The organism is Alphaproteobacteria bacterium HT1-32, assembly GCA_009649675.1.
Lineage (GTDB): Bacteria > Pseudomonadota > Alphaproteobacteria > Rhodospirillales > HT1-32 > HT1-32.
This window is the reverse complement of record WJPL01000003.1, coordinates 609,968-624,966: the sequence shown is the minus strand read 5'-3', so window position 1 is coordinate 624,966 and position 14,999 is coordinate 609,968. Positions and strand designations below refer to the sequence as shown.

Genomic DNA, 14,999 nt, shown 5'->3' with positions numbered 1-14,999 from the left:
AGCTTGTAACATGGCTGCTTCACGCCTGCAGGAGCATTACAAGTCGGTGATTCATCCGGCTATGCTCGAAGAGTTCAAGTACACTAACCCGATGGCCGTGCCGAAGATCGAGAAGATCGTCGTGAACATGGGTGTTGGTGAAGCGTCTGCGGACAAAAAGAAAATCGAAGGTGCGCTTCGGGACATGACCGCGATCACCGGCCAGAAGCCGATCGTGACACGTGCCAAGAAGTCGGTTGCTACCTTCAAGATCCGTGAAGGCATGGTGATTGGTTGCAAGACCACGCTGCGCAAGGACCGGATGTATGAATTTCTTGACCGTCTGGTAAATATCGCTCTGCCGCGCGTCCGCGACTTCCGTGGACTGTCGCCGAAGACGTTTGACGGTCGGGGTAATTTCGCGATGGGTCTCAAGGAACAGATCGTGTTCCCGGAAATCAACTATGACCAGGTCGACAAGATCCGGGGCATGGACATCATTATTGTAACATCGGCGAAGTCGGATGATGAGGCGCGCTCGCTCCTCAAGAAATTCGATTTCCCGTTCGTCAGCTGAGGCGGGAGAATACTGCTATGGCAAAGAAAAGCATGGTCCAGCGTGGCAAGCGTCGTGAGAAGCTTGCGGATCAGTTCGCTTCTAAGCGTAAAGCATTGAAAGAGCTTATCTACAGCAAGGACTCCAACCCGGAAGCCCGGTTCGAAGCTGCTGTAAAGCTGGCTCAGTTGCCACGTAATGCGTCACCGACTCGCCAGCGCCTGCGCTGCGAGCTGACCGGTCGTCCGCGTGGCAATTATCGGAAATTCAAGCTCTGTCGCATCAAGCTGCGGGATTTGGCCTCGGATGGTCAGATTCCCGGCATGGTCAAGTCGAGCTGGTAAGGAGTAGCAAGCGATGTCTATGACAGATCCGCTCGCCGATTTGCTGACCCGTATCCGCAATGGCCAGAGAGCCGGCAAGTCGAGCGTTAATTCGCCTGCGTCGAAGCTGCGCGCCAATGTGTGCGACGTCCTGCAGCGCGAAGGTTTTATTCGTGGTTACAGCTCGGTTGAAATCCGCAAGGGTATCACCGAGATGAAGATTGACCTGAAATATCATGATGGTTCGCCCGTCATTCAGGAAATCAGCCGTGTATCGACGCCTGGCCGTCGTGTTTATTCCAAGATCAAGGACCTGCCGCGGGTCTATAACGGTCTCGGCATTTCGATCCTTTCGACTCCGAAAGGCGTGATGTCCGATGCTGAAGCCCGCGACCACCATGTTGGTGGCGAAGTCCTTTGTCGCGTATTCTGACGGGGGTTTGAATGTCACGTATTGGTAAGAACCCGGTTCCGATTCCGAGCGGCGTCACAGTCAATCTGGCTGGTCAGGTGCTCGCGGCAAAGGGAAAGCTTGGTGAACTCACCGTCAAGCTCGTCGAAGAGGTCGATGGCCGCATTGAAGATAATATGGTCTATGTCACGCCGCGCGATAATTCAAAGCGCGCGCGGTCGATGTGGGGCACAATGCGCACGCTCGTCGAAAGCGCGGTGATTGGTGTCAGCGAAGGCTATACCAAGAACCTTGAAATCACCGGTGTTGGCTATCGTGCCGCGCTGCAGGGCAAGAACCTGCAGTTGCAGCTCGGTTTCAGCCACGATGTCATCTATCCGATCCCCGAAGGGATCACGATGACTTGTGAAAAGCCGACATCCATTTCCATTTCCGGCGCCGACAAGCAACGTGTCGGCCAGGTTGCGGCTGAAATTCGCAGCTATCGTCCGCCTGAGCCTTATAAGGGCAAGGGTGTTCGCTATGCTGACGAATTCATCATCCGTAAAGAAGGCAAGAAGAAGTAGGACGCCGAAATGAGAAATTCACCCAGACAACTTTTCCTGCGTCGTCGTGAACGTACGCGCCGGAAACTCCAGGCTAAAGCCGGCGATCGCGTCCGTCTTTCGGTCTTCCGTTCGAACAAGTATATCTATGCTCAGCTGATTGATGACACGAGCGGCAACACTGTCGCCTCTGCCTCGTCGATCGAGAAGGATATGCGCGGCAAGTTCTCGTCTTCCAGTAACAAGGAAGCGGCTGCGGAAGTTGGCAAGCTCATCGCTGAGCGCGCCAAGGCTGCCGGCGTCGAGACCGTGATCTTCGATCGCGGCGGTTACATTTATCATGGTCGCATTCAGGCGCTGGCGGATGCCGCGCGTGAAGCCGGCCTGAAATTCTGAGGTAGATATGGCACGCAATCCAAAGGCTTCCGAAGGCCGCCGCGAACGCGGTGGAAATCAGCCCCGCGAAGAGTCGGAATTCGTCGACAAGCTGGTCCATATCAACCGTGTCGCCAAGGTGGTGAAGGGTGGACGTCGTTTCGCCTTTGCCGCAATTGTCGTGGTTGGTGATCAGAAGGGTCGTGTCGGCGTCGGATCGGGCAAGGCCCGTGAAGTGCCGGAAGCTATCCGCAAGGGTACCGAAGCCGCGAAGCGCGATCTTATCCGCGTTCCGCTGCGGGAAGGCCGGACATTGCATCATGACGTGACGGGCCATTTCGGTGCCGGTCGGGTCATCCTGCGGTCGGCTCCTCCGGGTACCGGTATTATTGCCGGTGGTCCGATGCGCGCTGTCTTCGAAACCCTGGGTATCCAGGATATCGTTGCAAAGTCGCTCGGTACGACGAACCCGCATAACATGATCAAGGCAACATTTGATGCGCTGAAGCGGCTGCACAGCCCGCGTTCGATTGCATCACGCCGGGGCAAAAAGGTCGGCGAGATCGTGTCACGTCGTGACGGATCTGCTGATGCCGTTTCGGTCGAGAAGGAGTAATCTGATGGCTGCTAAGAAAACCATCACGGTGACGCAGACCGGCAGCCCGATTGGCCGCCCGAAAGACCAGCGCGCAACGCTGGTTGGCCTGGGTCTGAACAAGTTGCACCGTACCCGTGTTCTGGAAGATACCCCTTCCGTGCGCGGCATGATCGACAAGGTGAGCCATCTCGTTCGCGTCGTAGACGCCGGTTGATCCGGTTCTCGCGAACAAAAGGAAGAAAGCCATGAAGCTTAACGAACTCAGAGACAATCCCGGAGCCCGCAAGGACCGCAAGCGTATCGGTCGTGGTATCGGTTCCGGTACGGGTAAGACCTCCGGTAAAGGTCACAAAGGCCAGAAGGCGCGTTCAGGCGTTGCCATCAAGGGCTTTGAAGGTGGCCAGATGCCGATTTACCGGCGCCTGCCAAAACGCGGGTTCAACAATATTTTCCGCAACAAGTTTGCGGAAGTGAACCTGGGTCGTCTGCAGAAGGCTATCGACGAAGGCAAGCTGGATGCGGCAAAGCCGGTGACGGCAGAAGCCCTTTCCGATGCCGGTATTATCCGTCGTTCGCTCGATGGTGTGCGGGTGCTGGGGAACGGGGAACTGACAGCGAAAGTTGAACTTCGTGTCGCCCATGCCACAAAATCGGCAATTTCTTCTGTTGAGAAGGCGGGAGGTTCGGTGACGATTCTCGCGCCGAAGGTCACCGACGACGCCAAAAGCGCCGAATAAGGTCGCAGATCGGAGCATATCGAATGGCGTCAGCCGCCGAGCAATTCGCATCGAACGTCAATCTTGGAGCATTTTCCAAGGCGACGGAACTCAAGAAGCGCATCTGGTTTACACTGGGTGCGCTGATTGTCTATCGCATGGGCACGTTCATTCCGCTGCCGGGAGTGGATGCAGCCATTCTGGCTGACTTCTTCCAGCAGCAGAGCGGCGGCATCATTGATATGCTCAATATGTTCTCGGGCGGTGCCCTGGGACGGATGTCGATCTTTGCCCTGAACATCATGCCGTATATTTCGGCCTCGATCATCATGCAGCTGATGGCAACGGTTTCGCCGACCATCGAGCAGATGAAGAAAGAGGGCGAACAGGGCCGCAAGCGGATGAATCAGTACACCCGTTATCTGACGGTGCTGATCGCTACGTTCCAGGCTTATGGCATTACGGTCGGCCTTGAGGGCATGACCGGGTCTATCGGCCCGGCAGTTGCTGATCCCGGCCTGTTCTTCAGGGCGCAGGGTGTCATCACGCTGGTCGGCGGGACGGTGTTCCTGATGTGGCTGGGTGAGCAGGTGACGGCCCGTGGTGTGGGTAACGGTATCTCGCTGATTATCTTTGCGGGCATTGTTGCGGAGCTTCCGACGGCACTGGTGAGTACTCTTGAACTCGGCCGTACAGGTGCGCTTTCGACGCTGTTCATCATCTTCCTGCTGTTCATGACAGTCGCCATCATCGCGATGATCGTGTTCGTGGAGCGGGCTCAGCGCCGGATTATCATTCAGTATCCGAAGCGTCAGGTCGGCAACAAGATGTTCGGTGGTGAGAACTCTCATCTGCCGCTGAAGCTGAACACGGCTGGCGTTATTCCGCCGATTTTTGCCAGTTCCCTGTTGTTGCTGCCGCTGACGGTCGCGCAGTTTGCGGCATCCGGCGGAGGCAGCAGCTGGCTGACGGCCGTGACGGCCTATGTTGCGCCGGGGCAGCCTGTCTATATCGCGATGTATATTGGGATGATCGTGTTCTTTGCCTTCTTCTATACCGCTGTGGTGTTCAACCCTGCGGATACGGCAGATAACCTGAAGAAGCATGGTGGTTTCGTTCCGGGTATCCGGCCTGGCAAGAATACAGCAGATTATATCGATTATGTGCTGACGCGGCTGACAGTCATCGGTGCTGCCTATCTGGCACTGATCTGCATCCTGCCGGAGATCCTGATTTCGCGGTTCAATGTACCGTTCTATTTCGGTGGCACGTCGCTGCTGATCGTGGTGACGGTGACAATGGACACCGTCGCCCAGATCCAGTCGCATCTGCTGGCGCATCAGTATGAGGGACTCATCAAGAAGTCCAAGCTAAGAGGGCGCAGGGGATGAATCTGATACTTCTGGGACCGCCGGGTGCCGGCAAGGGAACGCAGGCGCAACGCCTGATGGACAAGTTTTCGATTGTTCAATTGTCAACGGGCGATATGTTGCGCGCGGCAGTGGACGAAGGTACGGAGCTGGGTAAGCAGGCCAAGGTCATCATGGACCGCGGCGATCTGGTCTCTGATGATATCATGGTCGGTATCATTTCAGCCCGTCTGACCGCAGCGGATTGTGCCAACGGGTTTATCCTCGATGGCTTCCCGCGGACAGTTGCACAGGCAGAGGCGCTTGACGCCATGCTGGACGAGAAGGGGCTGAAGATCGACCACGTGATCTCGATTGAGGTCGATGAGGAAGTTCTTTTCGAGCGTATCAAAAGCCGGGCTGCAGAGACCGGCGGGGCACGTTCGGATGACAATGAGGAAACGCTGCGCAAGCGGCTTGAAGTGTATCGTGATCTGACGGCGCCGATTATTCCTTACTACAGGGGTAAGGGCGCGTTGAAGACAGTGGATGGCATGGCAGACATCGACAGTGTCTCCGGCCAGATCATGAAGATTTTGAACTGAGGCTGTCGGGTTGACAGGGCAGGGTTCGTGCGTATAATCCGCCGCCTTTTCGCCCCCTGGACATTGACGGCGTCAATTACTGGACGTCTTTTGAGGAGTACGCATTTTGGCGCGCATAGCTGGCGTTAACATACCGACCGACAAACGTGTTGTGGTCGCACTGACATATATCCACGGCATTGGTCAGACCAAGGCGAAAGAAATCTGCGCGAGTTGCGCGGTTGACGAATCGACTCGCGTGAATTCGCTGCGGGATGATGAGCTCGGTCGCATTCGTGAAGTAATCGACCGCGACTATCAGGTCGAAGGTGACCTGCGTCGTGAAGTGGCCATGAACATCAAGCGGTTGATGGACCTGGGTTGCTATCGTGGTCTTCGTCACCGGCGCGGTTTGCCGGTACATGGCCAGCGCACGCATACCAATGCGCGCACCCGTAAAGGTCCGGCGCGCGCTATCGCCGGCAAGAAGAAGTAAGAGAGAGTTATGGCAAAAGCAGCAGTTGCGCGTCCCCGCCGTCGTGAGCGGAAAAACATCACATCGGGTGTCGCCCATGTGAATGCGTCCTTCAACAATACGATGATCACCATCAGCGATGCCCAGGGCAATGCGATTTCCTGGTCATCGGCCGGTTCTCAGGGGTTCAAGGGTTCGCGGAAATCGACCCCCTATGCCGCTCAGGTTGCCGCCGAAGATGCCGGCAAGAAGGCAATGGAACATGGCATGCAGACCCTTGAGGTCGAAGTGAAGGGGCCGGGGTCAGGTCGTGAATCTGCTCTTCGTGCACTGCAGTCGGTTGGTTTCACCATCACCGCAATTCGTGATGTGACCCCGATTCCGCATAATGGCTGCCGTCCGCGCAAGCGTCGGCGGGTCTAAGTCGAGTCTGTTGCCGGCCTTCGGGCCGGCAATTTTTGCGCCGCGCACTTGCGCGGCGAATGCTGTCAAGAAAGGTTGATCAACGTGCTTCAGAAAAACTGGCAGGAAATGATCAAGCCGAACAAGCTTGAAATCAATGCAGGAAGCGATCCGGCTCTCGAAGCTGTCGTAGTCGCTGAACCGCTTGAGCGCGGCTTCGGTCTTACTCTTGGTAACGCGCTGCGTCGCGTTCTGCTCTCGTCACTTCAGGGTGCTGCTGTTACGGCAATCCAGATTGACGGCGTGCTGCATGAGTTCTCGTCGATTCCGGGTGTTCGGGAAGATGTCACCGATATTGTGCTGAACGTGAAGTCGCTGGCGCTGCGTATGCATGGCGAAGGTCCGAAACGGATTTCGCTGACGGCAACCGGCCCGGGCGAAGTCAAGGCGGGCGATATCGAAACCGGCCATGACATCGAAGTCATGAACCCGGATCTGGTGATTTGTTCACTGGATGACGGTGCGCGGATTTCGATGGAACTGACGGTCGAGACCGGCAAAGGGTATGTCGCTGCGGCACAGAACCGTGCGGAAGACTCGCCGATCGGTCTGATCCCGGTTGATGCCGTGTTTGGTCCCTGCAAGAAGGTGACCTACAAGGTTGAGAACTCCCGCGTTGGTCAGGTTACCGACTATGACAAGCTGTCACTGTCGGTTGAGACCAATGGCGCGGTAACCCCTGATGATGCGGTGGCTCTGGCTGCGCGCATCCTGCAGGACCAGTTGCAGCTCTTCGTGAATTTCGAAGACCCGAAAGCGGCGTCTGAGGAAGAGAAGGGTGATGAGCTGCCGTTCAACCGCAACCTGCTTCGCAAGGTTGATGAGCTTGAACTGTCCGTCCGTTCGGCAAATTGCCTGAAGAACGACAACATCATCTACATCGGTGACCTGGTTCAGAAGACGGAAGCGGAAATGCTCCGTACGCCGAACTTCGGCCGTAAGTCGCTGAATGAGATCAAGGAAGTCCTGGCCCAAATGGGATTGCATCTCGGTATGGAGATCCCGGAATGGCCGCCTGAAAACATTGAAGACCTGGCCAAAAAGCTCGAAGAGCCTTACTGACCGCGTGCTTTAGGAGAAAGAACAGATGCGACATCGTATCAAGGGCCGCAAGCTCAACCGTACCAGCACGCACCGCAAGGCGATGCTGAAGAATATGGCGACCTCTCTGGTCATTCATGAACAGATTGTCACCACCTTGCCGAAGGCAAAGGAAATGAAGCGTTTTGCCGACAAGCTGATCACGCTTGCCAAGGCGAAGACGCTGCATGCCCGCCGTCAGGCATTTGCCATTCTGCGCAGCGAAGAAGCTGTTGCGAAGCTTTTCAATGTTCTGGGTGACCGTTATGCGGACCGTCCGGGCGGCTACACACGCGTCATGAAGGCCGGTTTCCGTTATGGAGATGCTGCACCGATGGCCGTGATCGAGCTGGTTGATCGTGATCCGGAAGCCCGCGGCAAGGGCGACCGTGAACGGGTTGAAGCCGAGCTTGAAGAAATGAATGCTGAGGAAGTCAGCGCCTGATTTGCAGGTTGCCAGATTTTCCCTAAATTCGGGGCGGTCATCATGACCGCCCCGTTTTCGTTTCTGGGGCAGCTATGTCACCCCTGCCGGATTTAACCGGCCGGGATCCGGAGGTTATTGATCTGATGCGTATTCCTGGTAAAGCCACTTTCCTGCGAATCTGTTGCACCCTGCTGCTCGGGGTGATCACATTTACCGCGCAGAACACCAGCGTACAGGCGCAAACCAGAGAACTGCCGTCATCACGACAGGATGTGCAGCTGTCCTTCGCGCCGCTGGTTAAACGTGTCGCGCCATCTGTGGTGAATGTGTTTACCCGTAAGACGGTTCAGTCCCGGCGGGAGACGCCTTTTTTCAACGATCCTTTCTTCAGGCGGTTTTTCGGCGATCAGTTCGGCGGAAATCAGCAGCGGGAACGGACCGTCAATTCACTGGGTTCCGGGGTCATCGTTGGTGCTGATGGTGTGATTGTGACGAACAACCACGTCATCGATGGTGCCGATGAAATTCGTATCGTGCTGTCCGACCGGCGGGAGTTTGATGCGAAACTGCTGGTCGCTGATGAACGCTCTGACCTTGCGGTTCTGAAGGCCCTGACGGATGAGCCGCTGCCGTTTCTGGAACTGATGGACTCGGACGAGATCGAGGTTGGTGATCTGGTGCTGGCAATCGGCAATCCGTTTGGTTTCGGCCAGACCGTGACAAGCGGCATCGTGTCAGCCCGTGCCCGGACAACGGTTGGCATCACGGATTTTAGTTTTTTCATTCAGACCGATGCATCGATTAATCCCGGCAATTCGGGGGGCGCACTTGTTGGTCTCGATGGACGGCTGCTTGGCGTCAATACCGCGATTTACAGCAAGGATGGTGGCTCTAACGGTATCGGGTTTGCGGTGCCGGCGAATATGGTGCGGGCGGTCATTAACAGTGCGGCCAGTGGCAAGGTGGTCCGGCCTTGGCTCGGAGCCTCCGGGCAGACGGTAACCGCTGATATTGCGGCATCGCTAAACCTCGACAAGCCACTGGGTGTGGTACTGAACCGTGTCCATCCGAAAGGCCCGGCAGCCAGCAGTGGTCTGCAGGTTGGCGATGTGGTTCTGGCGATTGACGGTAAACCCTTGCCCGATGCCCAGTCCCTGAAATTCCGGCTGGGGACCCGTTCGGTCGGCGGGACAGCGCGGATGACGATTTTGCGTTCCGGGAAAAGCCGGGATGTTGATGTTGAGCTGATTGCACCGCCGGAAGATCCGGAGCCGAATCCAATCCGGGTCAGTGGGAACCTGCCGATATCCGGTGCGGCTTTTATTAACCTGAGCCCTGCGTTCAACGAGACCAAAGGCATCGATACCCTGATCACCGGTGTTGCGGTGACAGAGATCGCACGGGGTAGCCCGGCAGACCGTATCGGTTTTGAACCGGGTGACATTATTCTGAGCGTGAACGAGACCAAGATCGAGCGGGTGTCGGATATCAAGAAGCTGCTGGCCAGTCCGCCGCAGGAATGGGCGCTGAAAGTCCGGCGGGGGAGCCGGGTGATTTCCGTCAAGGTGCGGGGATGAGTGATCTCTTCGCCGGGCCGGATACCCGGCCGCTGGCGGACAGGCTGCGGCCCGAGCAGTTATCGGATGTGGTCGGTCAGGACCATCTGGTTGGGGATGATGGCGCATTGCGCCGGATGGTCGAACGCGGGCGCATTGCCTCCATTCTGCTGTGGGGGCCACCGGGTTGTGGCAAGACCACCATTGCCAGCATGCTGGCAAAGCTGACGAACATCGAATTTGAACCTTTGTCGGCCGTGTTCTCCGGTGTGGCCGATCTGCGGAAAGTCTTTGACCGGGCAAAACAGCGCCGCCTTGAAGGGCGTGGAACCTTGTTGTTCGTTGATGAAATACATCGCTTCAACCGTGCCCAGCAGGATGGTTTTCTGCCCTATGTGGAGGACGGCACGGTCGTGCTGGTCGGGGCGACGACGGAGAACCCTTCCTTTGAACTGAATGCGGCTTTGCTGTCGCGCTGTCAGGTTCTGGTGCTGAACCGGCTTGATGTGGCAGCACTGACAACATTGCTGGAACGGGCAGAAGCCGAGATGCAGCGTCAACTGCCGCTGACCGATGAGGCCCGGACGGCACTGGCCGAGATGGCAGACGGGGACGGGCGGTTTCTGCTGAATCTGTGTGAGGAGCTGTTTGAGCTTGGTGACGTCGAGCCCCTGTCCGCAAAACGGCTGGCGGAAGTGGTTCAGCGGAGGCTGCCGATCTATGACAAATCGCAGGACGGTCATTACAACCTGATCAGCGCGCTGCATAAAAGTCTGCGTGGATCGGATGTGAATGCTGCCCTGTACTGGTTCGGTCGTATGCTGGAAGGTGGCGAAGACCCGAAATATATCGCCCGGCGTCTGGCCCGCTTTGCCAGTGAGGATATCGGCATGGCCGATCCCGCCGCCCTGACACAGTCACTCGCGGCCTGGGATGCCTATGACCGGCTGGGGTCGCCGGAAGGTGAACTGGCTATCGCTCAGTCGGTGATCTATCTGGCGACAGCACCGAAGTCGAATGCGGCCTATGTCGCCTACAAGGCAGCCCGAAAGGCCGCAAAACAGACGGGGTCGCTATCGCCACCGAAGCATATTCTGAACGCGCCGACAGGCATGATGAAGGATATGGGCTATGGTGAGGGCTATGCCTATGACCACGATGCGGAAGACGGTTTTTCGGGGCAGAACTACTTTCCTGAGGAAATGGCCCGTCTGGAGCTTTACAGCCCCGTTGAACGCGGGTTTGAGCGGGATATCCGCAAGCGTATGGACTGGTGGGCAAAACGCCGCAAAGACGGCTGAGCGACGCTCAGCGGCACAGGGCGGTCAGGGTATTGTCATCCTGCCATTCGCTGCATATCCCGGCGATGATGTCGGGCTGAAGGTAACAGTCGACACGATCAGCAACATGACGGGTCAGTGCATCGTCACTTAATGATTTCGACCAGTTCTGGGTTGTCTTGTTGTGGTAGTCGGGGAGGGACTGGGCCAGCCATTTGGCGCACCAGGTCACAGACCAGAGCCACATCACCCGGCGCTCTGCGAGCAGGCTGCTGCGGGCCTGTCTGGCAAAGGCTGCCGGAACATGCCGGAGCCATTCTGCATAGGCTGCGGCAACCTGTTCGGTGGTCAGGATGCCACCAGCTTCGATATCCCAGCTTGTTGAGGTGTAAAGCGTGGCATGGGCGAGATCAAGACCGGGGGTGGCATAGCGCATCTTCTCCAGATCGACGATGACGGCGCTGTCATCCGGTTGCAGGATGTAATTGCCGGGATGGGCGTCGAAGGTAATCAGGCAGAGTGCCGGATTTCCGATGGCTGTGGCATCCTGCTGTGCGGCTGAGATCTCAGCCCGGATCATCTCTCTTGCGTCTGATGCGATTGCCGGATGGCTGAGCCATTCGGCTTGCTGATGGATTTCCCTCAGAATACCGTCCAGCGGATTACAGTAGCTGAGCAGCGGTTCGAACAGCTCCGGCAGTGGCAGGCCGTGAATGGCTGCGAGGCAACGGGAAATCGCCAGAATATCCTGTGGCAACTCTGCCGGGCGACCGTGAATATGCTGTACCAGAAGCGCGCCGAAGGGCAGGGCATCATCTGGTTCTATCCGGTCATGCAGGGCTGGTGTTGATCCGCCAGGTTCAGCCCGCCTGAAACAGGCCGCCTGATAATTCAGGTTGTCTGACGGGGGCAGAGACATCTGGCTTTGCTTGGGTACCCGGAACAGACGGTCTGTACCGGGCAGGATAAAATGATCATGTGCCAGCCCCTTGTCAGTCAGCAGTACAGGGTCGGCATTGCATCCATATCGTTGTCGGGATATTTCCTTCAGACGATCCCGGATGCGGGACAGTCTGTCCTGTCGCAGGTCGGAAGCAGGAGGCATGGTATTATGAAGTTCCAAATTCTGGCTGTTGTTGCCCTTGGTGGCGCTGTCGGGGCGACTTGCCGGTACGGAGCCAGTCTTGCCATCGGGTCTTTCCTTGTCACAGGTTTTCCCGTCGCAACGCTGATTGTCAATGTTACGGGGTCGTTTATCCTCGGTCTGCTGATTGAAAGCTTTGCGCTGTTCTGGTCGCCGGGCATGACTGTGCAGGCTTTCCTGACATTTGGTGTGCTGGGCGGATTTACCACCTTCTCGGCCTTTTCGGTTGATGCAATGTTGTTGCTGCACCGGGGAGAACCGCTTGCGGCAATCGTTTATGTCTGCGCATCTGTGGGCATGTCGCTGTTGGCGGCTTATCTCGGATTTCAAACCATACGGATGTTTGCCTGATGCCGGTTTCCTATCAGACCATCGGGGCTGATGATGATGGCCAGCGGTTCGACCGCTGGTTCAAGAAAGTCTTTCCAGCCGTTCCTTATGGCGCCTTGCAGAAATTGCTGCGTACGGGGCAGATCAGGGTCGACGGTAAACGCGCCCAGGCCTCGACACGGCTGGAGGCGGGACAGAAAATTCGCATCCCGCCGCTGCCGGAGCGTGACGATGAGGCGCCGGGTGATCGGCCAAGGAAGTCTTCTGTGTCAGATGAAGACACGAAATTCATCCGTTCGCTGGTGATCCACGACGATGAAGGTCTTGTGGTGATCAATAAACCGGCGGGACTGGCAGTGCAGGGCGGCAGCGGCACCTATCGTCATGTCGATGGCATGCTTGATGCGCTGGTCGATGAAGATGGCGTCCGTCCCCGCCTCGTACACCGGCTGGACAAGGATACCTCTGGTCTGCTGTTGCTGGCCCGGTCCTCACAGGCGGCCCGGTTTCTGGGGGATCTGTTCCGGCGCAACCGGGTAACCAAGACCTACTGGGCGCTGGTTGTCGGGGTGCCGGATGTACGGAAGGGAACGATTCGTCTTCCGCTCGGCAAGACCGGTGCAAAAGGCAACGAGAAAGTCGTGCCGGATTATGAAGACGGCAAGGACGCGGTAACCGACTACGCTATTGTCGATACCGCAGGCCGACGGGTTTCATGGCTCGCCATGCGGCCCCGGACAGGCCGGACCCATCAGTTGCGTGTGCATGCAGCGGAGGGGCTGAATCGTCCGATCGTCGGGGACGGGAAGTATGGTGGCCCGGATGTCTTTGTTACCGGCCTGTCGAACAAGCTGCACCTGCATGCCTACAGCCTGAAGCTGGAACATCCTGCCGGGGGTGAATTTTCAATCTCCGCCCCGCTGTCGTCGCATATGGCAGCCAGCTGGGATATGTTCGAATTTGATCCGAAGGATGCCAGCGACCCGTTTGACGAGGAGTTGTAAGCTCTTATCCGGGTGAACCTGCGGGAGCGGTATTCACTGACTGAAGACGACATAAAAAAAGGGCGACCCGAAGGTCGCCCTTTTCTCGTATCTGACGCCCGGATTAGCGGGAGAACAGGATCACCGCACGGCGGTTACGGGCTTCTTTTTTCCCGTCGCTGGTCGGTACTTCATTGGCGCTTTCGCCGAGGCTCTGCGGCATGAAGTTATCGGCTTTCAGGCCGGCTTCTTCGAGAGCCTGAATGACCGAGTAGGCGCGCTCATAACCAAGCGCTTCGTTGTAGCTGATGTTGCCGGAACGGTCGGCATAGCCACGAACGACCACATCGGTCACTTTCGCTTCGGAACCTTCCTTGGCGGCTTTGGCAACAATTCCAGCCGCTGCGTCGCTGAGGCTGTTCTTGTTATAACCGAAGTACACCGTGTACGGACCCGGAACCGGCGGAAGGGCCGCAGCAGGAGCCGTTTTCAGGGATGCTTCGACTTCTTCAATCGCCGCCGTGTACATTTTCATGCAGGCTTCGATATGATCCGGCTGAATGTTTTCTTCCTGTTCCTGCATCCAGCAATCAAAGCCAGCCTGTGCCTTGGCAGCAGCGGCAGGTGCCTTGTTGGCGCCACCAGCGGTCAAAGCAGCCAGCAGACGGTCACGGGCACCGGTCAGAACCGGTACGCGATCGGCAGGCAGGTCACGGCCGGAAATTTCCTGCGGTCCGACATCACCACCACCGGCAACAGCCAGCGCTTTTTCCAGGAAGAAAGTGGTGTCGTTCCAGTCCTGCTCGTCATATTCAGCCTGTGCCAGACCGACATATTCGGCCTGCAGGGCTTTGGCAAAGTCGCTGCCGTTATTCGGTGCATTACGCGCCGATTCAACATCCAGCGTACCGCAGGCAGCCAGTAGGGACGCTGCGGCGCCCGCACAAATAATCTTTATCATGTTCATCTTGAATTCCTCCTCAAAGATGCCTTTGCGTTCAGGCAAGGTCGCCTGCATCAACGATCCCCAGCAGATAAAATGCGCGCCGAGCCTTGTCGACAGACTGAATCTGGTACCACAGTGTAACAGAAATGAACAATGAATTTGGCAATTTGCGTGTATTTCTCCTGACCAATACAACGATGAGATCAACAGAATGAATCGATTGGCCCTGTTCGACTGTGACGGCACTCTGGTCGACAGTCAGTATAGTATTGTTGCGTCAATGCAGCGCGCATTTGCTGAAGCAGGTTTGCCGTTACCTGAGGCAGCCGCTGTCCGTGCTATTGTTGGCCTGCGTCTGGATGAGGCTATCCGTCGCCTGCTGCCGTCTCGGTCAGCGGATGCTATCGCCGGACTTTGTGACAGTTATCGCCGGGCTTACGTTGCCGTACATAAAGACCCTGAGCAGCAGGATGCGCTGTATGAGGGTGTGCCGGACATGCTGGCACAGTTTGAAGAACAGGGATGGGTGCTGGGCGTTGCAACGGGGAAAAGCCGGAGCGGCTTGCTGGGCGCACTGAAGCGCTTCAACCTGCGGAGCCGGTTCGTCACGCTGAAGACAGCAGAGGATGGTCCGGGCAAACCGGATCCTTTCATCGTCAGGGAAGCGGTGGCGGAAGCTGGTGCCACGGCAGAAACCTGCGTTGTCATTGGCGATACCAGCTTTGATATGTTAATGGCTAGAAACGCGGGTACGGGGTCGATCGGGGTGTCGTGGGGATATCACCCGGCGGAAGAGTTAAGCCGGTGCGGTGCGCAGTATATTGCCCGCACGGTCGCCGAACTGCCAATATTGGCTGCACAAGTCTTGAAGGATTGAAG

21 protein-coding genes are annotated in these 14,999 nt (G+C 57.1%); 19 read left to right on the top strand and 2 right to left on the bottom strand.

The window, feature by feature from the left end:
- The first annotated feature begins 10 nt into the window (after positions 1-10).
- The 16 genes from rplE to GH722_18295 all read left to right on the top strand — a co-directional run bounded on the left by rplE (position 11) and on the right by GH722_18295 (position 10,738).
- Positions 11-556 carry a 50S ribosomal protein L5 gene (gene rplE / locus GH722_18370; GenBank protein MRG73733.1) on the top strand — a complete coding sequence of 182 codons (546 nt, stop codon included), beginning with the start codon at positions 11-13 and terminating at the stop codon, positions 554-556.
- Positions 557-573: 17 nt separating this feature from the next.
- Positions 574-879 (top strand): 30S ribosomal protein S14, encoded by a 306-nt coding sequence (gene rpsN, locus GH722_18365; protein MRG73732.1) that lies wholly within the window; start codon positions 574-576, stop codon positions 877-879.
- A 13-nt stretch (positions 880-892) separates the two neighbouring features.
- A complete protein-coding gene (gene rpsH / locus GH722_18360) occupies positions 893-1,291 on the top strand; it encodes a 30S ribosomal protein S8 (protein ID MRG73731.1) in 399 nt (132 codons plus the stop codon).
- Positions 1,292-1,302: 11 nt separating this feature from the next.
- Positions 1,303-1,836 (top strand): 50S ribosomal protein L6, encoded by a 534-nt coding sequence (rplF, locus tag GH722_18355; GenBank protein ID MRG73730.1) that lies wholly within the window; start codon positions 1,303-1,305, stop codon positions 1,834-1,836.
- 9 nt (positions 1,837-1,845) lie between these two features.
- Complete coding sequence (gene rplR, locus GH722_18350; GenBank protein MRG73729.1) at positions 1,846-2,211, top strand: 50S ribosomal protein L18; 366 nt, start codon at positions 1,846-1,848, stop codon at positions 2,209-2,211.
- A gap of 7 nt (positions 2,212-2,218) precedes the next feature.
- Entirely contained in the window at positions 2,219-2,806 is a 588-nt protein-coding gene (gene rpsE, locus GH722_18345) for a 30S ribosomal protein S5 (protein ID MRG73728.1), read from the top strand.
- A 4-nt stretch (positions 2,807-2,810) separates the two neighbouring features.
- Positions 2,811-3,002: a 50S ribosomal protein L30 gene (gene rpmD, locus GH722_18340; GenBank protein ID MRG73727.1), complete on the top strand. Its 192-nt coding sequence runs from the start codon at positions 2,811-2,813 to the stop codon at positions 3,000-3,002.
- Between the two features lie 31 nt (positions 3,003-3,033).
- Positions 3,034-3,525 carry a 50S ribosomal protein L15 gene (locus tag GH722_18335; protein MRG73726.1) on the top strand — a complete coding sequence of 164 codons (492 nt, stop codon included), beginning with the start codon at positions 3,034-3,036 and terminating at the stop codon, positions 3,523-3,525.
- 23 nt (positions 3,526-3,548) lie between these two features.
- Positions 3,549-4,895, top strand: a complete 1,347-nt coding sequence (gene secY / locus GH722_18330) for a preprotein translocase subunit SecY (GenBank protein ID MRG73725.1) — start codon at positions 3,549-3,551, stop codon at positions 4,893-4,895.
- On the top strand, positions 4,892-5,458 hold the full coding sequence (locus tag GH722_18325) for an adenylate kinase (protein ID MRG73724.1): 567 nt from the start codon (positions 4,892-4,894) through the stop codon (positions 5,456-5,458). The genes secY and GH722_18325 overlap by 4 nt, the downstream gene beginning before the upstream one ends.
- A gap of 106 nt (positions 5,459-5,564) precedes the next feature.
- A complete protein-coding gene (gene rpsM / locus GH722_18320) occupies positions 5,565-5,933 on the top strand; it encodes a 30S ribosomal protein S13 (protein ID MRG73723.1) in 369 nt (122 codons plus the stop codon).
- A 9-nt stretch (positions 5,934-5,942) separates the two neighbouring features.
- Positions 5,943-6,335, top strand: a complete 393-nt coding sequence (rpsK, locus tag GH722_18315; protein ID MRG73722.1) for a 30S ribosomal protein S11 — start codon at positions 5,943-5,945, stop codon at positions 6,333-6,335.
- Between the two features lie 84 nt (positions 6,336-6,419).
- Positions 6,420-7,436, top strand: a complete 1,017-nt coding sequence (locus GH722_18310) for a DNA-directed RNA polymerase subunit alpha (GenBank protein MRG73721.1) — start codon at positions 6,420-6,422, stop codon at positions 7,434-7,436.
- Between the two features lie 25 nt (positions 7,437-7,461).
- Positions 7,462-7,899: a 50S ribosomal protein L17 gene (gene rplQ, locus GH722_18305; GenBank protein MRG73720.1), complete on the top strand. Its 438-nt coding sequence runs from the start codon at positions 7,462-7,464 to the stop codon at positions 7,897-7,899.
- 74 nt (positions 7,900-7,973) lie between these two features.
- The gene (locus GH722_18300) at positions 7,974-9,458 is read left to right on the top strand and encodes a Do family serine endopeptidase (GenBank protein MRG73719.1); all 1,485 of its coding nucleotides are present in this window, start codon (positions 7,974-7,976) and stop codon (positions 9,456-9,458) included.
- Positions 9,455-10,738, top strand: a complete 1,284-nt coding sequence (locus GH722_18295) for an AAA family ATPase (GenBank protein MRG73718.1) — start codon at positions 9,455-9,457, stop codon at positions 10,736-10,738. The genes GH722_18300 and GH722_18295 overlap by 4 nt, the downstream gene beginning before the upstream one ends.
- 7 nt (positions 10,739-10,745) lie before the next feature.
- On the opposite strand, the gene GH722_18290 is transcribed toward GH722_18295, so the two are convergent.
- Entirely contained in the window at positions 10,746-11,822 is a 1,077-nt protein-coding gene (locus GH722_18290) for an aminoglycoside phosphotransferase family protein (GenBank protein MRG73717.1), read from the bottom strand.
- A 6-nt stretch (positions 11,823-11,828) separates the two neighbouring features.
- On the opposite strand from GH722_18290, the gene GH722_18285 reads away from it, so the two are divergent.
- Both GH722_18285 and GH722_18280 read left to right on the top strand, forming a co-directional pair.
- Positions 11,829-12,212: a fluoride efflux transporter CrcB gene (locus GH722_18285; GenBank protein MRG73716.1), complete on the top strand. Its 384-nt coding sequence runs from the start codon at positions 11,829-11,831 to the stop codon at positions 12,210-12,212.
- Positions 12,212-13,195 (top strand): RluA family pseudouridine synthase, encoded by a 984-nt coding sequence (locus GH722_18280; protein ID MRG73715.1) that lies wholly within the window; start codon positions 12,212-12,214, stop codon positions 13,193-13,195. Before GH722_18285 ends, GH722_18280 begins: the two co-directional genes overlap by 1 nt.
- Positions 13,196-13,298: 103 nt before the next feature.
- Here the strand turns inward: GH722_18280 and GH722_18275 are convergent, their stop codons facing one another.
- Positions 13,299-14,192, bottom strand: a complete 894-nt coding sequence (locus tag GH722_18275; GenBank protein MRG73714.1) for an OmpA family protein — start codon at positions 14,190-14,192, stop codon at positions 13,299-13,301.
- A 139-nt stretch (positions 14,193-14,331) separates the two neighbouring features.
- On the opposite strand from GH722_18275, the gene GH722_18270 reads away from it, so the two are divergent.
- Complete coding sequence (locus tag GH722_18270) at positions 14,332-14,997, top strand: HAD-IA family hydrolase (protein MRG73713.1); 666 nt, start codon at positions 14,332-14,334, stop codon at positions 14,995-14,997.
- Positions 14,998-14,999 lie beyond the last annotated feature (2 nt).

Bases quoted from the DNA above. Each gene is read 5' to 3' on its own strand.
- rplE (MRG73733.1), top strand. From the start codon at position 11: ATGGCTGCTTCACGCCTGCAGGAGCATTACAAGTCGGTGATTCATCCG.
- rpsN (MRG73732.1), top strand. From the start codon at position 574: ATGGCAAAGAAAAGCATGGTCCAGCGTGGCAAGCGTCGTGAGAAGCTT.
- rpsH (MRG73731.1), top strand. From the start codon at position 893: ATGTCTATGACAGATCCGCTCGCCGATTTGCTGACCCGTATCCGCAAT.
- rplF (MRG73730.1), top strand. From the start codon at position 1,303: ATGTCACGTATTGGTAAGAACCCGGTTCCGATTCCGAGCGGCGTCACA.
- rplR (MRG73729.1), top strand. From the start codon at position 1,846: ATGAGAAATTCACCCAGACAACTTTTCCTGCGTCGTCGTGAACGTACG.
- rpsE (MRG73728.1), top strand. From the start codon at position 2,219: ATGGCACGCAATCCAAAGGCTTCCGAAGGCCGCCGCGAACGCGGTGGA.
- rpmD (MRG73727.1), top strand. From the start codon at position 2,811: ATGGCTGCTAAGAAAACCATCACGGTGACGCAGACCGGCAGCCCGATT.
- GH722_18335 (MRG73726.1), top strand. From the start codon at position 3,034: ATGAAGCTTAACGAACTCAGAGACAATCCCGGAGCCCGCAAGGACCGC.
- secY (MRG73725.1), top strand. From the start codon at position 3,549: ATGGCGTCAGCCGCCGAGCAATTCGCATCGAACGTCAATCTTGGAGCA.
- GH722_18325 (MRG73724.1), top strand. From the start codon at position 4,892: ATGAATCTGATACTTCTGGGACCGCCGGGTGCCGGCAAGGGAACGCAG.
- rpsK (MRG73722.1), top strand. From the start codon at position 5,943: ATGGCAAAAGCAGCAGTTGCGCGTCCCCGCCGTCGTGAGCGGAAAAAC.
- rplQ (MRG73720.1), top strand. From the start codon at position 7,462: ATGCGACATCGTATCAAGGGCCGCAAGCTCAACCGTACCAGCACGCAC.
- GH722_18300 (MRG73719.1), top strand. From the start codon at position 7,974: ATGTCACCCCTGCCGGATTTAACCGGCCGGGATCCGGAGGTTATTGAT.
- GH722_18295 (MRG73718.1), top strand. From the start codon at position 9,455: ATGAGTGATCTCTTCGCCGGGCCGGATACCCGGCCGCTGGCGGACAGG.
- GH722_18290 (MRG73717.1), bottom strand. From the start codon at position 11,822: ATGCCTCCTGCTTCCGACCTGCGACAGGACAGACTGTCCCGCATCCGG.
- GH722_18285 (MRG73716.1), top strand. From the start codon at position 11,829: ATGAAGTTCCAAATTCTGGCTGTTGTTGCCCTTGGTGGCGCTGTCGGG.
- GH722_18280 (MRG73715.1), top strand. From the start codon at position 12,212: ATGCCGGTTTCCTATCAGACCATCGGGGCTGATGATGATGGCCAGCGG.
- GH722_18275 (MRG73714.1), bottom strand. From the start codon at position 14,192: ATGCAGGCGACCTTGCCTGAACGCAAAGGCATCTTTGAGGAGGAATTC.
- GH722_18270 (MRG73713.1), top strand. From the start codon at position 14,332: ATGAATCGATTGGCCCTGTTCGACTGTGACGGCACTCTGGTCGACAGT.